The following is a 16241-nucleotide window of genomic DNA, read 5'->3' as shown; positions in this document are numbered from 1 at the left end:
CCGGCCGGAAGGCCGGGGCCCGGGGTGCGCCGGCGGGCGCCCTCACCCTGGTCGTCCAGCCCGTTCACGACACCGTTCACCGGCCCGGCCGGTCCGGCCGGCGACGCCGACACCGGCCCCGATCCCAGGCCGGCCGGGACGGGCAACAACCCACTCGGGCACGAGGATCATGGACTTCGGCTGGAGTACCATGAGCACGACCCAGCCAGATAGGTTTCCGCCGCGGGGGTGACGGTTTGGAAGAGTCGGCTATGCCACCTGATGTGACGCGTCGTGACGATGCCGGTTCCGGTGGTGGGGTGCTCGATGCCGCCGTGACGCGTCGTGACGACGGTGGTGGTGGTTCCCCGGCTCTGCTGCGACTGCCGTCGGCGCTGTCCGAACGGTTCGTGGTGGTCGGGGAGTTGCCGCACCAGGGGCGTGAGGCGGACGTGCTGCTGGTCCGCGACGCGGCGGGGGGTGAGTTCGTCGCGAAGGTGTACCGCAGCGGGGTGCGGGTCATGCCCGAGGTCTGGGAGCGCCTGCGGGGACTGGACACCAGCCATGTGGTGCGGGTGGTCGAGACGGGCTTCTCGGACGGGCGCGACTTCGAGGTGTCGGAGTACCTCCCCTGCGGGTCGCTGGAGGACCTGGTCGGGGTGGGGACCGTACTGGCGCCGGCCGCCCTGTCCGGGGTCGTCTCCCAGTTGACGGAGGCGGTGGCGCATCTGCACGGCGCGGGGATCGTGCACGGCGACCTGAAGCCCTCGAACGTGCTCTTACGCCGGCGGGAGCCACTGGAGTTGGCGCTGGCGGACTTCGGCGTGAGCAAGTCCCTGGATGTGACGTCCCGGTTCACGCAGCGCGTGTTCGGGACGCTGGCGTACTCGGCGCCGGAGTACCTGTTCGGCGCGGAGGTGTCCGGCTCGCAGGACTGGTGGGCGGTCGGGATGATCGCCCGTCAACTGGCCACCGGCCGTGCGCCGTTCGACGGCCTGTCGGAGCCGGCGGTCCGGCATCACCTGGCGACTCGGCCGGTCGACGTGTCGGATGTGGCGGACGAGCGGGTACGGCTGCTGTGCAGCGGGCTGCTGGTCAGGGATCCGGGCCGCCGGTGGGGCGCTTCCGAGGTGCGCAGGTGGCTCGACGGCGGCACCCCGGAGGTGGCGGAGGAGTCCCCCGCCGCGGGCACCGAGCCGGCGAGCGCCACCGGCCGCAGTCCCCTGCAGTTCAACGGTGTGAAGTACACCGAGAAGACGGCACTGGCCCGGGCCCTGGCAGCGGACTGGGAGACCGCCGCACGCCGGTTCTTCGTGTCCATGGGGGAACGGGACAACCCCAGCCAGGGCTGGCGCCAACTGCGCAACTGGCTGGCGCAGTTCGACGATCCCGAGCACGACGGCGCCGAGGAGCTCGTGGACCTGGTCGACGTCCACCTCCCGGGGACCGACGTGCCGGACGCGAAGGTGCTGCGGCTGCTGCACTGGCTCGATCCGACGATGCCGCCCGTCTACCGCGGCACGCGCATGCTTCCCGAGGACCTGCTCACGCTCGCCGAACAGGCCTTGTCCCCCCAGGACGACGACGGGCGCCGGACCGCGCGGGGGCTCGTCGACGAGTTGTACACCCGCGACCTGCTCGCCGTCCTCGCGACCTTCGGCGAAGGCACCCACCAGCTCGCCGACGTGAACCGTCGCTGGCACGACCTGAATGCCCGCTGGGACGGGCTGCGGGAGTCGACCGCGCTGCCACCCAGGATCCGGAGCGAACTCGCGGACTCCGAGATCCGCGTGGAGGCGCTGGCCGTCGCCGTGTCCCCGGAATGGGCCCGGGCGCTACGACAACGGGTCGAATCCTCCGCGGCGTCCGTACCGGGCAGGATCGGCTGGTTCGACGCGCTGCTGGCCGACGGCGGGGACCCTGTCCGTCACCTGGCGGCCCTGCGCACGCTGACGACCGCCGTCGCCGAAGCCCGTCGCCTGGAGGAGGCGCTGCGCGCCAACGAGGCCGCGGCGACGGCCCAGCGGCGCGAGTGGCAGGAATCCGAGGAACGCAGGCAGTCCGGTACCGGAGAGGCGATTCTGCGCGCCATCGGCGGAGTGGCCCTGCTGTTCGCCCTGCCGGTCGGTGTGCCGCTGGTCCTGGGAACCCTGGTCGGCGAGGAGGAGTTCCTGACGCGGTTCATCCCTGCCGCGACGGTGACCTGCGGGGTTCCGCTCGTCTGCGAGCTGGTGCTGGCAGCGAAGCTCGGACAGGTCTACCACCCGCAGTGGTCCCTTCAGTCCCGCCTCGCCGACATCGGCCGCCGTCTGTCCGGCGGGCGGGAAGCACTGGCGACCCAGCTGCGGCCGATGCGGAAGAGGACGATCGCCTTCGGCGGGGGCTGCATCCTCTACCTGGTGCTCGGCAGCGTGATCTGGGTGATCGTCACACTGGAGATCTGGTCACCGATCACCCTGGTGGTCGCGGCGGGGTACGGATTCTGGTCGTTCCTCCGGTACCGGGAGTGGCGCACGGCGCACGAGGCGCAGCAGACGCAGGTTCTGGGGGAGCGATGAGCGGGCCCAAGTGCACGACGTACCGGGTCGACGAGGCCCTCACCGCGGCGGCGTTGCGCGCGGCCGCGGAGGACGCCGCGGTGCGCGAGGCCACGCGACGCCGTGAGGAAGCCGCCCGCCAGGCGGCCCTCCAGGCCGCGGCCGCCCGGGACGCCGCCGTGCGCGCGGTGAAGTCGCGCAACGCGCGGATCGCGGCTCTGGCCGTGTCCCTCGAAGGCTTCGAGCAGCAGTACGGTGCCTCCGTCGGCGCGCGGCCTCTCGAACCGCTGCGCATCGACGCGCAGTCCACGTCCCAGCTGGAGGACTGGTGCGCCGAGGCCGACCGCGCGCTGGCCGCCGCGGAGCGGGAACTGCGGGAACAGGCCGCCCGCGCCCTCGCGGCGAGCCTGTTCGCCGACGTGGCCGGGCACACCGCCGGGCGCCGTCCGGTCGGCGCCGCCGAGTTGTTCGCGGACCGCCCGAAGCCCTCCGGCGTCGTCGTCTCCGAGTCCTCGGACGAAGCCGCGCGCGAGGAGGTCGAACAAACCCTGACCCGGGTCCTGTCGCGCCTCCTTCCGGACTGCGGCGAGGGCGACCGGGCGGACGCTCGGCAGGCCGCGGCGCGGGTGGCCGAGGCGACCACCCTCGACGAAGCACGCACCTGGCTGACCGAGACGAGGCTCCGGGTCCAACGTGCCAATTCGGCCGCGAAGGCCAGGCGGCGCGACGCCGACGAGGCGATCGGGTTCCTCCACGACCTGGAGAACGCCCGGGTCGCGGACGTGGACCCGGTGCGGGCCCTGCTCGCGGAGGTCGTGGCCGGCCGCCGGGCCCTCGACGAGCCACTGCGCCGACGGGTGGCCGGCTGCCGGGCCGCGGCCGAGGCGGAAGCCGAACAGCGGTACGTGGTCAACACGGTGACGGACGCCCTGACCGACCTCGGCTACCAGGTCAGCCAGGGGTTCGAGACGCTCACCGTCACCGACGGCGCCCTGCGCCTGTCACGGAGCGAGTGGCCCGAGCACGCGGTCAACCTGGTCGTCGACCAGCAGGGCGGTCAGATGCGTACCGCGGTGGTGCGCACCGCTGCCGGAAGCGGTGACGACGACGCGCACATCGACGTCGAGCGCGAGGAACAGTGGTGTCAGGACTTCCATGAACTCCGTGGCCGCCTCGCACGGGCGGGGCTGAGCACGGACGTCCAGGTCGCCGTCCCGCCCGGAGAGGTTCCGGTGCCCCTGGCCGTCTCCCCGGCCGCTTCGAGCACGCGGGCCCGGCCCAGGTACCGGGAGCGCGATCGGTGATCCGCCCGAGGGACTGACAGGGTCCGGACCGGAAGCCGGCAACATGTGGAGGGGGAACCTTGTCCGCCGAGGACACGCACGCACCTGATGGCGTCCCGCCGACGGTGGGGCCGCCGTTCGTCCGGGAATTCGACGCGACCCTGCCCGTCCACTCACAGTTCGTGCTGTGGGGGAACCGCCATGACAGCTTCCTCGTCCGGGAGTCCGGCAGCACACGCCCCCGCCTGCTGTCCTTGCTGGACCTGCTCTGGGAGACGCTCCGTACGAGCGGCTACGCGTGCCTGCTCGTCCACGACCCCGTGGACGGTCTCCGGGTGCACCTGCCGGCCGGTGCCACCGACGAGGAGGCCGGTCAGGCCGAGGCGGCCGCGTCCCGGCTGCTTCCCCGGCGTCCACGGCCGGGAACACTTCCCTCGTTGGAGACCCTGCGCACCCTGATGGCCGAGCTGGCCCGTCCCGCGCAGCCGGTCCGGGCGGCGCTCGCGATCGACGACGCCTCCCGCATCGCGCGCAGTGCGACGGAGCTGGAGCCGAACGAGCGGGACTTCTTCAGGTTCTGTGCCAGGCTCTCCCGGACCGCGGTTCCGGTGGGTGCGCAGAGCGGCCGTACGACCCCGCTGTACAACCCGGTGATCTGGCTGGCTGACCGTGAGGGCGATCTACCGGCCTGGCTCACCTCGGCCAACGACCAGATCCGGTCCATCGGGCTCCCGGTGCCGGACCTGGGCGACCGGCAGGCCACCGCGCGCCTGCTGATGAAGCTCTTCGGCGTCACGGACCTCGACTCGGACCCGCGCGCGACAGAGGCCTGCGACGCGTTCGCGGCTCAGACGGACGGACTCACTCTGCAGGCGATGATCGAGGTCACGCGGCTGGCCCGGGACCGCGGCCTGACGATGACGGAGCTTCCGGACGCGATCCGCATCTACAAGCTCGGCGTCATGGACAACCCCTGGAAGCGGGAGTACCTCCGCAAGCGGATCACGGACGGCCAGCATTCGATCCCGCAGCGCGTCGTCGGACAGCCGCAGGCCGTCACCAAGACCCTCGACATCCTGAAGCGGGCGGCCCTCGGGCTGTCCGGCGCGCAGCAGTCCCGGTCCTCGGCCCGGCCGCGTGGCGTGCTGTTCTTCGCCGGTCCCACGGGCGTGGGCAAGACGGAACTGGCCAAGGCCATCTCGTCGTTGATCTTCGCGGACGAGTCCGCCTACCTGCGGTTCGACATGAGCGAGTTCTCCGCGGAGCACGCCGGGGACCGGCTGATCGGGGCGCCACCGGGGTACGTCGGATTCGAGGCGGGCGGCGAACTGACCAACGCGGTGCGTCAACAGCCCTTCAGGGTGATCCTCTTCGACGAGATCGAGAAGGCCCACCCGCGGATCCTGGACAAGTTCCTGCAGATCCTGGAGGACGGCCGGCTGACGGACGGGCGCGGCTCGACGGTGCACTTCTCCGAGTCCGTCCTCGTGTTCACCTCCAACCTCGGCACGAACGTGGAGGACGGCGGCGGGCGGCTCGTGCCCCACGTCCACCCCGACATGCCGTACGAGGAGATCGAGGAGCGCATGAAGGCGGCGATCAACGACCACTTCACCAGGGTCCTCGGCCGGCCGGAGCTGCTCAACCGCTTCGGGGACAACATCGTGGTGTTCAACTTCATCGACCGTGAGGCGGCCGCCCGGATCTTCGGCCTCCAGCTCGACAACATCGTCTCCAGGGTCCACGAGGAGCAGGGCATCGTCCTGGAGGTGGACCCCGAGGTCCGGGCCGCACTGCGGAAGTGCTGCACCGACAACCCGCACATGGGGGGCCGGGGCATCGGCATGGCCCTGGAATCGCAGTTCGTCAATCCCCTCGCCCGGGCCCTGTTCGACCGCGACCCGGCCGCGGGTGCGCACGTCCGGGTGACGGGCCTTCGGCGCGAGGGCGACATCGTCTCCGTGGAGCTGGCATGACGCCCTCCCCCGACTCCCCCGCCGTCCCCGGACCCGGCCCCGGCCCCGTCAGGCTGATGCTGAACAAGGCGCACTACCCGGTGACCTCGCTGGGCCCCGGGACCCGGGCGGGCATCTGGACGCAGGGCTGCACGATCGGCTGTGCCGGGTGCGTCTCCCGGGACACCTGGACGGCCGATCCCGGCACCTTCGTGGACCTCGCAGCACTCCAGGACTGGCTTTCCGGCCTGCCCGATCCGCTCGACGGGATCACGGTCTCGGGGGGAGAGCCGTTCCAGCAGCCCGAAGCGCTCGCCGCGCTCCTGGAGTGGGTCGGCGCCTGGCGCCGCGAGCGGACCGCGCCCCTGGACGTGCTCGTCTACAGCGGGTACTCCCTCGCCCGGCTGAGGAGGGAGCACTCCGCGCTCCTGGACCACTGCGACGCGGTGCTCACCGGTCCGTACGTCGAGCGCCTCAACAGCCCCGGACTGCGCTGGAGGGGTTCGAGCAACCAGCGTCTGACCGCACTGACCGATCTCGGGCGCGAGCGGTACGAGGGAAGCGGCTCCGTCGACTCCCCGCCCATGCAGGTCGAGGTGGCCGACGGCCGCATCTGGTTCATCGGCGTTCCCCGCCAGGGCGACATGGACCGCCTGAGCGCCCGGCTCCGATCGGCCGGCATCACCATGGAAGGGGTGTCATGGCGCAGCTGATCTGTTCGTCCTGCGGCCTGGCGGCGGAGGACGACGATCTGATCTGCCGGGGATGCTCGGGAAACCTCAGCCGTCCCGTCGTCGCCCGGTACCCGCTGCCCGGGCCGCCCGTGCCCCCACCCCCGTCCGTGCCCCCGCTCGTGCCCGCGGCCGGGGCGGGGACCCCGGGGACGGCGGACGGGGGCGACCCGGCCGAGGAGGAGCAGCCCCGGGTCTGCCCGCACTGCGGAGCCCCGGTTCCGGTGCCGACCAACCAGGTGTGCGTGGCCTGCCAGCGGATGCTGGGCGAGGCGAGCCCGTCCCGTGCCGCCGGCGCCGGCGAGCAGGCCGGGGACGTGCACGCGACCCGCCGCGACATCCCCACCGTCGTCCTGCGGATCCGGTTCGGTGCGGTGGAGCGCACCGTGACGCCGGGCAGCACCCTGCTCCTCGGCCGCGCTCCGGCCGCCCACACCACGCGCGGCCTGCTGGAACGCTACGACAACGTGTCCCGTCAGCACGCGACCGTCGGCCTGGAACCGGACGGCACCGCGTGGGTACGGGACGAGCACTCCACCAACGGCACCTTCGTGAACAGCAGCCCGGTCAGCGCCGGCGCGCGGACACCCCTGCGGGACGGCGACGTGCTGAGGCTGGCGGCGGACTGCACGCTCGGGATCACCGTCGACCAGCCGGGTGAAGGGGACCGGCGATGACCGGCCCCCGGGACGTGGTCGAGGTGACCGTCACCGCGATGACCCACCGCGGCGCCGTCCGCGGCGGCAACGAGGACGCGTTCGTCATCGGGTCGCTGACCGCGGCCGGTGTGGACACCGTCGATCCCGTCGTGGTGCGGCTGCTGGTCGAGGAACCGACCGTGGTCGCGGTCGCCGACGGGCTCGGTGGCCACAACGCCGGCGAGATCGCCGCGGCCCTCACCGTCCGCAGGCTGGCGGAGCGCGCCCGGAGCACCGGCGTCGGCGAGCTGCTCCGGGAGATCAACACGGAGCTGTACGAGCTGGCCGAAGCGGACCCGGCGTGTGCCGGTGCGGGAACCACGGCCGTGGGACTGTGGCTGACCCCCGGCCGGGTGTTCTGGTTCAACGTCGGCGACTCCCGCCTCTACCGCGAGGACGGCGGCTACCTGGGGCAGGTGTCGGTGGACGACTCTCCCGTGACGGACCGGGACGAGCCGGGGCGGGCAGCCACCCCTACGAACCTCGTCCTCCAGACCCTCGGCGGTGCCGCGTCCTTCGAGCCCGTCCACCCGCACACCGGCACCGAGCGGTACGTCCCGGGCAGCCGGTGGCTGCTCTGCAGCGACGGGCTGTCGGACCTGGTGGACGTGGCCGAGATGGAAGTGATCCTCGCCGGGAACCCCGACGACGACGTCCGGGCGGTGAAGGCCCTCTGGGTCGCCGCGATGAACGCCGGCGGCCGGGACAACATCACCGCCCTGTTGGTGCGCTGCTGAGACCCGACCGCGCGGCCGGCCGGCCACCGCTCCGGAAGGAGCGGAAGCCGGCCGGCCCGTACGTCACCCGTACCGGTCAGTCGCAGCCCTTGGTGCTGTTGGCCGTGATCGCCTCGGCCGTGTAGGGGCACTGGAAGCCGATCCAGCGCAGCTTCTCCCATATCTGCGACCAGGGCTTCAGCGGGCCACGGCACACCATGAACTTCTGGTCGTTGTCGGACACCGGCAGGTCGTTCTTGTACTGGCCGCGCTCCTCGCACGACTGGAAGAGCTCCCCGAACGTCTTCGGGTCGGCGCCGATGGTGATCACGGTCGTCTTGTCGTCGCCGGGCCGCCCGAAGTCGGCGTACGAGTTGTGGCCGCTGTACGCCTTCGGCAGCCCGTACGTCGGCCCCCACTTGTCGATCGCGCCGGCCTGGCCGTAGTGGTTGCCGTAGACGACGGTGCGCGCCTGCTCGTCCGCCGGCAGCGAGTGGTAGATGCTGCTCACCTGCCGGGTCATCTCGGGCCAGCCGACCTGGTCGAACTGGACGATGGCCAGCTCCTTGAGGACCGGGTTGTCCGCGTACGTGTCGATCGGGAGCGTGGGCAGCACCAGGACCGCGGACATCGCCCCGTTGAGCACGGCCAGCCCGCCGATCACCCCGATTCGCTTGCCGCTGCGCATCCACCGGTCGACGACCACGGCCCCCGCGGCGAGGAGGACGTACTGCAGCGAGGTCGTGTAGGCGCCTTGCCCCCCGATGATCAGCAGCACGACGCACATCAGCGGGTACGACCAGCCGACGAACCGGTAGGCGCGCCACTCGGGACGACGCAGCAGCGCGACCAGCCCGGCGATCCACACCGGGTTCAGGAAGAGCCCGATGAGGAGGAGCTGCGTCGGGAGGAAGGTGCTGCGGGACAGGGAGTCCAGCGCCTTGGACAGCGCGGCGCTCATCTCCAGCTGCGGCATGCCGTGCGTCACCTGCCAGATCAGCACCGGCGAGGCGATGACCGCGGCCACGCCGATCGCGGCCGGGAACCGCCAGGTCCGGAACACCCACCGCGGTCCGAACACCAGCAGACCGGCCCCGAGGCACAGGAGCAGGAGAACCAGCAGGTACTTCGCGGTCAGGCCGACGCCGACCACGACGCCGATCGCCCACCACAGGCGGGTGTCGCGGGTGCGCACCATCCGGATCAGCAGCCAGGACGCCGTGATCCAGGACAGCTCGTCCCAGTTGTTCGTGCCCATGATGTGGCCGGTGAACATGACCAGGCCCGACGCGAACGCCAGGTACGCCGCGAGCTTCTGCGCCCGGGTGCCGCCGCCCAGCTCGCGGGCGATCAGCGGGGCGAGCAGCACGGCCACGGCGGCCATGAGCGCCGGCATCACGCGGAAGCCGAAGAGGTTGTCCCCGAACACCGCGATCTCGACCTTGCCGACGAGCGCGACGAGCGGCGGCTGGTCGATGTAGCCCCACGCGAGATGGCTGCTCGCCACCCGGGTGTAGAGCTCGTCGATGTGGTAGCCGTGCCGGGTGGCCAGCGCCAGCAGGCACACCGTCATCGCGGCGGCGGCCAGTGACACCGGCCGCCAGGGCACGGGGGTCAACCCCTCGGGCGGCTTGGACGCCTCTTGTTCCGAGGAAGCGGTCGCTGTCGCGAAAGTCATTAGGGACTCCATGCCGTCGTGGCTCGCTGCCGTGCCGGATGCCGGGCACGACTCAGCCCTTAAATATCGAGGCGCGCACCTCCGTCCTCAACGAACTTGAACCGTGCCGACATTGCGCAGGCCGGACGGTGGCCCGAGCCCGGGGCGGGGACACGGCTGGCCTCGGAATTTCATCCACGGGTCAACTTCATGGCGGGATCCCCCCTCCGCCGGAACACTCGGTGACGTCAGCTGCCGTCTCACAGGGAAGCCACGGCATGACCACACCCCTGCCACGCAACCGGAACTACCGCATCCTCTGGTCCGGCATGTTCCTGTCCGAGATGGCCGCCGAGATCGCGTACATCGCGTTCCCGCTCCTCCTGCTCGCCCACGGAGGCTCGGCGGCCGCCGTCTCCGGTGTCGCCGCCGTGCTCGCCGGCGCCCGTACGCTGGTCAGCCTGCCCGCCGGGGCGCTGGCCGACCGCGTGAACCGCAAGCGGGTGATGGTGGTGGCCCAGGGCGTCCGTACGGTGGCGATGCTCAGCATCGCCGTCGCCGTCCTGCTGGGCGACTGCCCGCTGTGGCAGGTCCTGCTCGTGGCGGTCGTCGAGGGCGCGGCCGCCGGCATCTTCGTCCCGGCCGAGAACGCGGCCCTGCCCCAGGTCGTGCCGGAGGACCAGCTGCCGCAGGCGCTGGCACGCAACGCGGCCCGGCCGTTCGCCGCGCTCCTGATCGGTCCGGCACTGGCCGGCTTCACGTTCGGGCTGTACGAGGTGCTGCCGTTCACGCTGAACACGTCGGCGCTCGCGGTGTCGTTCCTGGCGCTGGCGGCACTGCACCTGCCGCACCGCGCCGCCGGGCCCTCGGCCGACGAGGGGACCGCCGCTGCCGCCCCACCGCGGCCCGACGGGTTCAGGACGCTGCTGCGCATGCCGGTCATCCGGGCGACGATGGCCTGGATCGTCGGTGTGAACCTCGCGTTCCACACCCTGGTCGTGCTCGTGCTCATCGTGTCGGGCGAGGACCACGTCGCACCCGGGCAGATGGGCCTGATGATGACGTGCTTCGGCGCGGGCGGCCTGGTCGGCGCCCTGGTCGCCGACCGTCTGCACGCGGCGGCGCTGTCGCCGGCGGCGCTGGTCATCGGCTCGACCTGGGTCTTCGCCGCCGTCGCCGCCGTCATGGCGTACGCACCGCGCGGCGTGCCGCTCGGCATCCTGCTGGGCGTGGCCGCGATGGCCATGCCGATCGCGAACACGACCGTGATCACCTGCCAACTGTCGGCCGTGCCCGACGGCATGCGCGGCCGCCTGTCCGGCCTGGTCGGTCTCGGCTCCGAACTGGCCGCCACGGCCGGCCCCGTCGTCGCCGGCGTGCTGTCCGCCGGCACCCGGGACGGCGCCGTGAGCATCCTCGGCGCGGCCGCTCTGCTGGTGGCCGTCGCCGGCGGCGCCACCCTGAGCCCGACCCTGCGCCGCCTCGCACTGCCCCGTCCGTCGGCCGTACAGCAGCCGGCGCACTCCTGACCACCGACACCGGAGGAAGAAGATGCAGAAACTGCAGTTGCGCGACGAGGACATCGTCGCGATCGAGAAGGTCACCGCGGAGGTCGCGGAGCGCTTCTCGACCATCGAGGATCCCGCCCTGCACCGGGCCGCCCAGGTCTACGCGCACGAGTTGCCGCGCGAACTGCGGACGGCGCTGGTCGACTTCAAGCTGACCGAGCCGTCGGGTGTGCTGGTCGTGTCCGGACTGCCGGTCGAGGACGCGGAACTCGGGCCCACCCCGCCGGACTGGCGCGACAAGGCCGCGCCCGACGCGACGCTGCGCTTCGACATCCCGTTCCTGCTGATCAGCTGCCTGCTCGGCGAGCCGATCGGCTGGGCCACCCAGCAGGACGGGCGGGTCATGCACGACATCTTCCCGATCCGTGCCCACGAACACGGCCAGATCGGCTGGGGAAGCGCGGAGACGCTCGCCTGGCACACCGAGGACGCCTTCCATCCCCTGCGCACCGACTACCTGGCCCTCATGTGCCTGCGCAACCCCGACGCGGTGGAGACCACCTTCGCCGACATCGCCGACGCGCAGCTCGACGACGCGACGCGCGCGGCCCTGGCGGAGGAGCGCTTCAGGATCCTGCCGGACGACTCGCACCGTCCGCAGAACCAGGTCGCGGGCGGCCAGGAGGATCCCGAAGTGGCCGAGCTCAGGAGGCGCAGCGCCGAGCGGGTGGAGAGCGCCCTGCAGTCCCCCGAGCCGGTCGCGGTTCTCTTCGGCTCGCCGAAGGATCCGTACGTCCGGCTGGACCCCTATTACATGCAGGGCGTGCAGGATGAATCCGAGCAGCGGGTCCTGGACAAGATCGGGAAGGCCCTGGACGACGCGATGGGCGGAGTGGCCCTGACTCCCGGCGATATCGTTTTCATTGACAACTACCGTGTGGTTCACGGCCGTAAGCCCTTCCAGGCGCGTTTCGACGGCACCGACCGTTGGCTGCGTCGGCTGAATATCACCCGTGATCTGCGAAAGTCCCGGCACACCCGGTTGTCGGCGGCGTCGCGGGTCATCTACTGAGGACGTCCTCGCCGCCCTCGAACGCCGGCTCGCCACTCGACACGATCCGCATCGCCCCGGGGTCGTCGGTGGCGAGCGCGCCCGGGGCACCGTCCTGTTCGAGTGCGGGAGCACACATCGGGCCGGCCGCGGACCGTCTGCCGGACCGGCTCGGTGACGGCGCCTCCGACGGAGACGCGTACGGAGGCACCGGCACCTCGCCCCGGCCGCGCGGCAGGGCCGGGTCGGCGATCGCCTCGCAGCCGTCGACGAGCCTCACCAGCAGGTTCACCGCGATCCGACCCGGGGCGTGTCCGGTGCCACCCGGCCGCAGCCCGCACAGTACGGAGGAGGTCGAGCGCCGCTCGACAAGCACTCAAGGGCTCCACGTCACCACCGCCACCCGGTCCGGGCAAAGTCGGAAGATTTCGATCTTGCCATTGCCGGTGGCACACCCGTAGGCTTCTGCGTGCCATAAGCGCATCAGGTGTGACACGGGGGCGACAGTGTTGCGCATTCATGTAACCAGCGAAGACATTCAGCGCTTAAGAATGGTCCACACCTTAGGACCGATGTCCGAAGCGCTCTTCGCACTTCACCGTTTCGGACGTGACCGTGCTCGCGGCGGTGTCGGTTGGCACAAGTTCGTGCGCGAGCGACTTGGCGACGACCTGCCCGCCGTGGACAAGGTCGTCTCCGAGTACCGAGTAATTCCCGATCTCCTGTGGCTGCTCGAACGGGACGGGCCCGACGCGGATTCGGTGCCGTCGGCCGTACGCGCCAGAGCTCGCAGCCTCGCCCAGGTGGTCGTCCTGTTCTGCTGCGCGGGCATCCTGCCCTACTGGTCACGCATGCAGGCCCGGCTGGAGATCGAGCGCGACGTGCGCGGGCGGATGGCCATCACGAACGGCATCGAGTTCCTGCTCGCGGGCCTGCACCCCAAGGTGACCTGGGAGTCCTCGGAGCTGCGCATCGCGTCCGACCTCGATCTCGACATCGAACTCGACGGGCGCGGCCTGATCCTGAGCCCCTCACTCTTCCTCCCTCCCAAGACCTGCGTGCTCGTGCGCTCCGAGCGGCAGTCCGGCGTGCCCGCGCTCGTCTTCTCCGTGCCGCTGGATCTCAACGACCTGGAGTCGACTCCCGAGGACTCGGAGGTCGAGGGCGACCGGGCGCTGGCCGCCCTCGTCGGAGCCACCCGGGCGGCCGCCCTGCGCGCGCTGTCCGAGAGCGGCACCACCGGCGATCTGTCCGACCGGCTCGGCATCTCCCTCTCCGGTGCCAGCAAGCAGGCCACCGTGCTGCGCGAGGCGGGCCTGATCACGACGTTGCGCAACCGCACCACCGCCATGCACACCCTCACTCCGCTCGGACTGGCGCTCCTGCAAGGGGAGTTGCCCACCGAGCTCACCGGCCTGCCGGGCATCCCGGGCAACCCGCCGGCGGGTGAGCTGCGGGGCGGTCCGGGGCTCCGCAGCGCTAGGGCATGACCTGCGTCTCGACCACGCGACCTTCGACGAGCAGCACCACCGCGTCGGCCCGTTCCAGGGAGGCCAGGTTCGCGGCCGAGGCCACGACGCAGAGCCCCTGCCGGTCCACCAGGTCGCGCAGCAGGTCCAGGATCGCCTCCGCGTCGGAGGACGGAAGCCCGCTGGTGAGGTCGTCGGCGAGCAGCACGTCGGGGGCGTCGGCGACCGCGACCGCGACCGCGGCGGCGCGTTGCCGACGCCCCGTCAGGTCGAGTACGGGGGTGTCCCGCTCGTCCCACAGGTCCAGCCGGTACAGTGCCTCGCGCAGCAGTTCGGCCGATCCGGCCGGCAGTCGATCGAGCACCGAGGCGAGCGTGCCGGTCGTCGCCAGCTGCTCCGTCACCGGCCGCAGTCCGACGTGCGAGAGCCGGAGGTCCTCGGCCAGACGGACCTCGCCCGTCGCCACCGGATCCAGCCCGGCGGCGCACCGCAGGATGCTGGTCTTGCCCGCGGCGGCCGGCCCGGCCAACGCCGTCCAGGTGCCGGCCTCGGCAGCGAAGCTCACATTCTCGATCACATATCCGGACTCGATGCCGCCGGCTCCGATCGTGCCGACATGGCACAGCTGCAGAGCCGGACGATGGTCAGTCATGTCGATCTCTTTCAACGTTCGGGAGGTAAGTTGTGCAACCGGTCCGCCATCCCCGTTCCACTCCGGCGGAGGTGGGCCGATTTTATCCATCTCCGCTTCCGGATACTCGTCATGAGCAGCATGTTATGGTCTCCGGCGCTGATGAGCCCATACCCCCTGCCGCAGGGAAAGAACTACAGCCTGCTGTAATGCGCATGGCGGCCCGGTGTGCTCCGGTGATCCGCACCTGGACGTCACTGCTTCGGGCCACAATCTATCTGCTCGGGGAATTCGGCACCGCGGCCATGAGCCTCCTGTCTTTCCTGCTGCTCTGTCACCCGAGCCTGCGTCAGGCGTGGGCCGACTGGCACCGGCAGCGAGCCGGCCGTCTGCTGGGCCGCCCGGTCCGCGCGCAGAGCATCGCCCTGCCCCGTCATCTGTACTGGCTCGCCCTCCACGTCACGTTCGGCCTCGCCTGCGGGCTCGCCGCGGTCCTCTGCGTCGGCAACGCGCTGCTGATCGTGGTGTCGCTGCCGCTGTCGTGGGCTTTTCCGCCGGACGACGACTCGAAGCCGACGCTGGACCTCCCGGTGGTCGGCTGGCACGAAGCGCTCTCCGGTCCGTCGGTGGGGACCCTCCTGCTCGCCGTCGGCTGCCTGGCACTGCCGAAACTCGCCACGGGTCACGCCCGTCTGACTCTCGCCGTGCTCGCGTCGTCACGCGCCCAGAGACTCGCCGATCGCGTGGCCACGCTCACCCGCACCCGCACGGACGCGCTCGAAGCGCACGGCGCCGAGCTGCGGCGGATCGAGCGCGACCTGCACGACGGCACCCAGGCACGGCTGGTGGCCGTGGCGATGCGGCTCGCGGTGGCCCGGCGGTGCCTCGACCGTGACCCGGCCACCGTCGCCCGGATGCTGGCCGAGGCGACCGACGTCAACGAGGAGGCCATGGTCGAGCTTCGCGAGGTGCTCCGCGGCATCTACCCGCCCATCCTCGCCGACCGCGGACTGCGGGGAGCCCTGCGCACCGTCGCCGCCCGGGCCGGCGTGCCGGTCTCGCTCGACATCGGCGAACTTCGCCGGATCCCTGCGGCCATCGAGGCGGTCGCCTATTTCGTGGCCACCGAAGCGCTGACGAACGTGGCCAAGCACAGCCGGGCCACCGAGGCCGGGCTGAAGGTGTGGAGCGCCGAGGACGTGCTGACGGTCGTCGTCACCGACAACGGCGTGGGCGGCGCGCGGGAGAACGGCGGCAGCGGACTGGCCGGTCTCCGTGGCCGCGCGCAGGCCCTCGACGGCTGCGTCACGGTCGTCAGCCCGGAGGGCGGCCCCACCACGATCACCGTAGAGCTGCCGTGCGGATAGTCATCGCGGAGGACAACGTCCTGCTCGCCACCGGTCTGGAGCTGCTGCTGGCCAGTTCCGGCTACGAGGTGGCCGAGGTCGCCGCCGACGCCGAGGGATTCCTGGCCGCGGTGGACCGGCACCGCCCGGCCGTCACCATCGTCGACGTGCGGCTGCCGCCGCGGTTCCGCGACGAGGGGATCCGGGCCGCGATCGAGGCCCGGCGCGTCCATCCCGGCCTGCCGGTCCTGGTGCTGTCCCAGTACGTGGAGGAGACGTACGCGTCCGAGCTGCTCTCCAGCAGCGGTGGCGGCGTCGGCTATCTGCTCAAGGACCGCATCAGCCGGGTCGACGAGTTCCTGGCGGCGCTCGACCGGGTGGCCACCGGCGGCACGGCTCTCGACCCCGACGTGGTGACCCAGTTGCTCGCCAGGCGGACGCAGCCGCTGTCCACGCTCACCCGACGGGAGCGGGAGGTCCTGGCGCTCATGGCGGAGGGGCACGACAACGCCACGCTGGCCAAGAAGCTGTGCATCACCGACAACGCCGTGCACAAGCACATCGGCAACATCTTCGCGAAGTTCGAGCTCACCGAGACCGACGCCGGCCATCGGCGGGTCCGGGCCGTGCTGACCTACCTGGAGGCATCCTGACGGCTTCGAACCGGTGAACGACGAAGC

General features: G+C 71.5%; 14 protein-coding genes. 11 read left to right on the top strand and 3 right to left on the bottom strand.

All coding sequences use genetic code 11. From position 1 onward, the window contains the following. Positions 1 to 314: 314 nt before the first annotated feature. The 6 genes from KS423_RS01210 to KS423_RS01185 are packed head-to-tail and all read left to right on the top strand — an operon-like array spanning position 315 to position 7920. The gene (locus KS423_RS01210; protein ID WP_224273810.1) at positions 315 to 2537 is read left to right on the top strand and encodes a serine/threonine-protein kinase; all 2223 of its coding nucleotides are present in this window, start codon (positions 315 to 317) and stop codon (positions 2535 to 2537) included. Beyond that, positions 2534 to 3820, top strand: a complete 1287-nt coding sequence (locus KS423_RS01205) for a hypothetical protein (RefSeq protein ID WP_224273808.1) — start codon at positions 2534 to 2536, stop codon at positions 3818 to 3820. Before KS423_RS01210 ends, KS423_RS01205 begins: the two co-directional genes overlap by 4 nt. Positions 3821 to 3879: 59 nt before the next feature. Further along, entirely contained in the window at positions 3880 to 5775 is a 1896-nt protein-coding gene (locus KS423_RS01200) for an AAA family ATPase (RefSeq protein WP_224273807.1), read from the top strand. After that, positions 5772 to 6467, top strand: a complete 696-nt coding sequence (locus KS423_RS01195; protein ID WP_224273799.1) for a 4Fe-4S single cluster domain-containing protein — start codon at positions 5772 to 5774, stop codon at positions 6465 to 6467. The genes KS423_RS01200 and KS423_RS01195 overlap by 4 nt, the downstream gene beginning before the upstream one ends. After that, complete coding sequence (locus KS423_RS01190) at positions 6455 to 7162, top strand: FHA domain-containing protein (RefSeq protein WP_224273797.1); 708 nt, start codon at positions 6455 to 6457, stop codon at positions 7160 to 7162. The genes KS423_RS01195 and KS423_RS01190 overlap by 13 nt, the downstream gene beginning before the upstream one ends. Further along, positions 7159 to 7920, top strand: coding sequence for a PP2C family serine/threonine-protein phosphatase (locus KS423_RS01185; protein WP_224273795.1), 762 nt, complete (start codon positions 7159 to 7161; stop codon positions 7918 to 7920). The genes KS423_RS01190 and KS423_RS01185 overlap by 4 nt, the downstream gene beginning before the upstream one ends. A 76-nt stretch (positions 7921 to 7996) precedes the next feature. On the opposite strand, the gene KS423_RS01180 is transcribed toward KS423_RS01185, so the two are convergent. Continuing rightward, positions 7997 to 9577 carry a glycosyltransferase family 39 protein gene (locus KS423_RS01180; protein ID WP_224273793.1) on the bottom strand — a complete coding sequence of 527 codons (1581 nt, stop codon included), beginning with the start codon at positions 9575 to 9577 and terminating at the stop codon, positions 7997 to 7999. A gap of 257 nt (positions 9578 to 9834) precedes the next feature. Between KS423_RS01180 and KS423_RS01175 the strand changes: the two genes are divergently transcribed. Both KS423_RS01175 and gntD read left to right on the top strand, forming a co-directional pair. Next, on the top strand, positions 9835 to 11085 hold the full coding sequence (locus tag KS423_RS01175; RefSeq protein WP_224273791.1) for an MFS transporter: 1251 nt from the start codon (positions 9835 to 9837) through the stop codon (positions 11083 to 11085). Positions 11086 to 11122: 37 nt separating this feature from the next. Continuing rightward, positions 11123 to 12136: a guanitoxin biosynthesis L-enduracididine beta-hydroxylase GntD gene (gene gntD / locus KS423_RS01170; RefSeq protein ID WP_224273790.1), complete on the top strand. Its 1014-nt coding sequence runs from the start codon at positions 11123 to 11125 to the stop codon at positions 12134 to 12136. On the opposite strand, the gene KS423_RS01165 is transcribed toward gntD, so the two are convergent. Further along, positions 12126 to 12491 (bottom strand): hypothetical protein, encoded by a 366-nt coding sequence (locus tag KS423_RS01165; RefSeq protein ID WP_224273849.1) that lies wholly within the window; start codon positions 12489 to 12491, stop codon positions 12126 to 12128. The genes gntD and KS423_RS01165 overlap by 11 nt on opposite strands. A gap of 271 nt (positions 12492 to 12762) precedes the next feature. Here KS423_RS01165 and KS423_RS01160 point away from each other — a divergent pair, with 271 nt between their 5' ends. Beyond that, positions 12763 to 13605, top strand: coding sequence for a helix-turn-helix transcriptional regulator (locus KS423_RS01160; RefSeq protein WP_224273788.1), 843 nt, complete (start codon positions 12763 to 12765; stop codon positions 13603 to 13605). On the opposite strand, the gene KS423_RS01155 is transcribed toward KS423_RS01160, so the two are convergent. Further along, complete coding sequence (locus KS423_RS01155; RefSeq protein WP_224273787.1) at positions 13595 to 14236, bottom strand: ATP-binding cassette domain-containing protein; 642 nt, start codon at positions 14234 to 14236, stop codon at positions 13595 to 13597. The genes KS423_RS01160 and KS423_RS01155 overlap by 11 nt on opposite strands. Positions 14237 to 14520: 284 nt before the next feature. Between KS423_RS01155 and KS423_RS01150 the strand changes: the two genes are divergently transcribed. Both KS423_RS01150 and KS423_RS01145 read left to right on the top strand, forming a co-directional pair. Continuing rightward, positions 14521 to 15582, top strand: a complete 1062-nt coding sequence (locus KS423_RS01150; RefSeq protein ID WP_224273779.1) for a histidine kinase — start codon at positions 14521 to 14523, stop codon at positions 15580 to 15582. Further along, positions 15573 to 16214 carry a response regulator transcription factor gene (locus tag KS423_RS01145; protein WP_224273777.1) on the top strand — a complete coding sequence of 214 codons (642 nt, stop codon included), beginning with the start codon at positions 15573 to 15575 and terminating at the stop codon, positions 16212 to 16214. The genes KS423_RS01150 and KS423_RS01145 overlap by 10 nt, the downstream gene beginning before the upstream one ends. Positions 16215 to 16241 lie beyond the last annotated feature (27 nt).

Source organism: Streptomyces sp. LS1784 (assembly GCF_020103755.1).
Lineage (GTDB): Bacteria > Actinomycetota > Actinomycetes > Streptomycetales > Streptomycetaceae > Kitasatospora.
Note: the sequence above shows the minus strand (reverse complement) of the source record. Positions and strands in the feature narration are given on the sequence as shown.

Excerpts from the sequence above, each read along its gene's own strand:
- KS423_RS01155 (WP_224273787.1), bottom strand. The coding sequence starts at position 14,236 with ATGACTGACCATCGTCCGGCTCTGCAGCTGTGCCATGTCGGCACGATC.
- KS423_RS01150 (WP_224273779.1), top strand. The coding sequence starts at position 14,521 with ATGAGCCTCCTGTCTTTCCTGCTGCTCTGTCACCCGAGCCTGCGTCAG.
- KS423_RS01190 (WP_224273797.1), top strand. The coding sequence starts at position 6,455 with ATGGCGCAGCTGATCTGTTCGTCCTGCGGCCTGGCGGCGGAGGACGAC.
- KS423_RS01180 (WP_224273793.1), bottom strand. The coding sequence starts at position 9,577 with ATGACTTTCGCGACAGCGACCGCTTCCTCGGAACAAGAGGCGTCCAAG.
- KS423_RS01175 (WP_224273791.1), top strand. The coding sequence starts at position 9,835 with ATGACCACACCCCTGCCACGCAACCGGAACTACCGCATCCTCTGGTCC.
- KS423_RS01205 (WP_224273808.1), top strand. The coding sequence starts at position 2,534 with ATGAGCGGGCCCAAGTGCACGACGTACCGGGTCGACGAGGCCCTCACC.
- KS423_RS01195 (WP_224273799.1), top strand. The coding sequence starts at position 5,772 with ATGACGCCCTCCCCCGACTCCCCCGCCGTCCCCGGACCCGGCCCCGGC.
- KS423_RS01185 (WP_224273795.1), top strand. The coding sequence starts at position 7,159 with ATGACCGGCCCCCGGGACGTGGTCGAGGTGACCGTCACCGCGATGACC.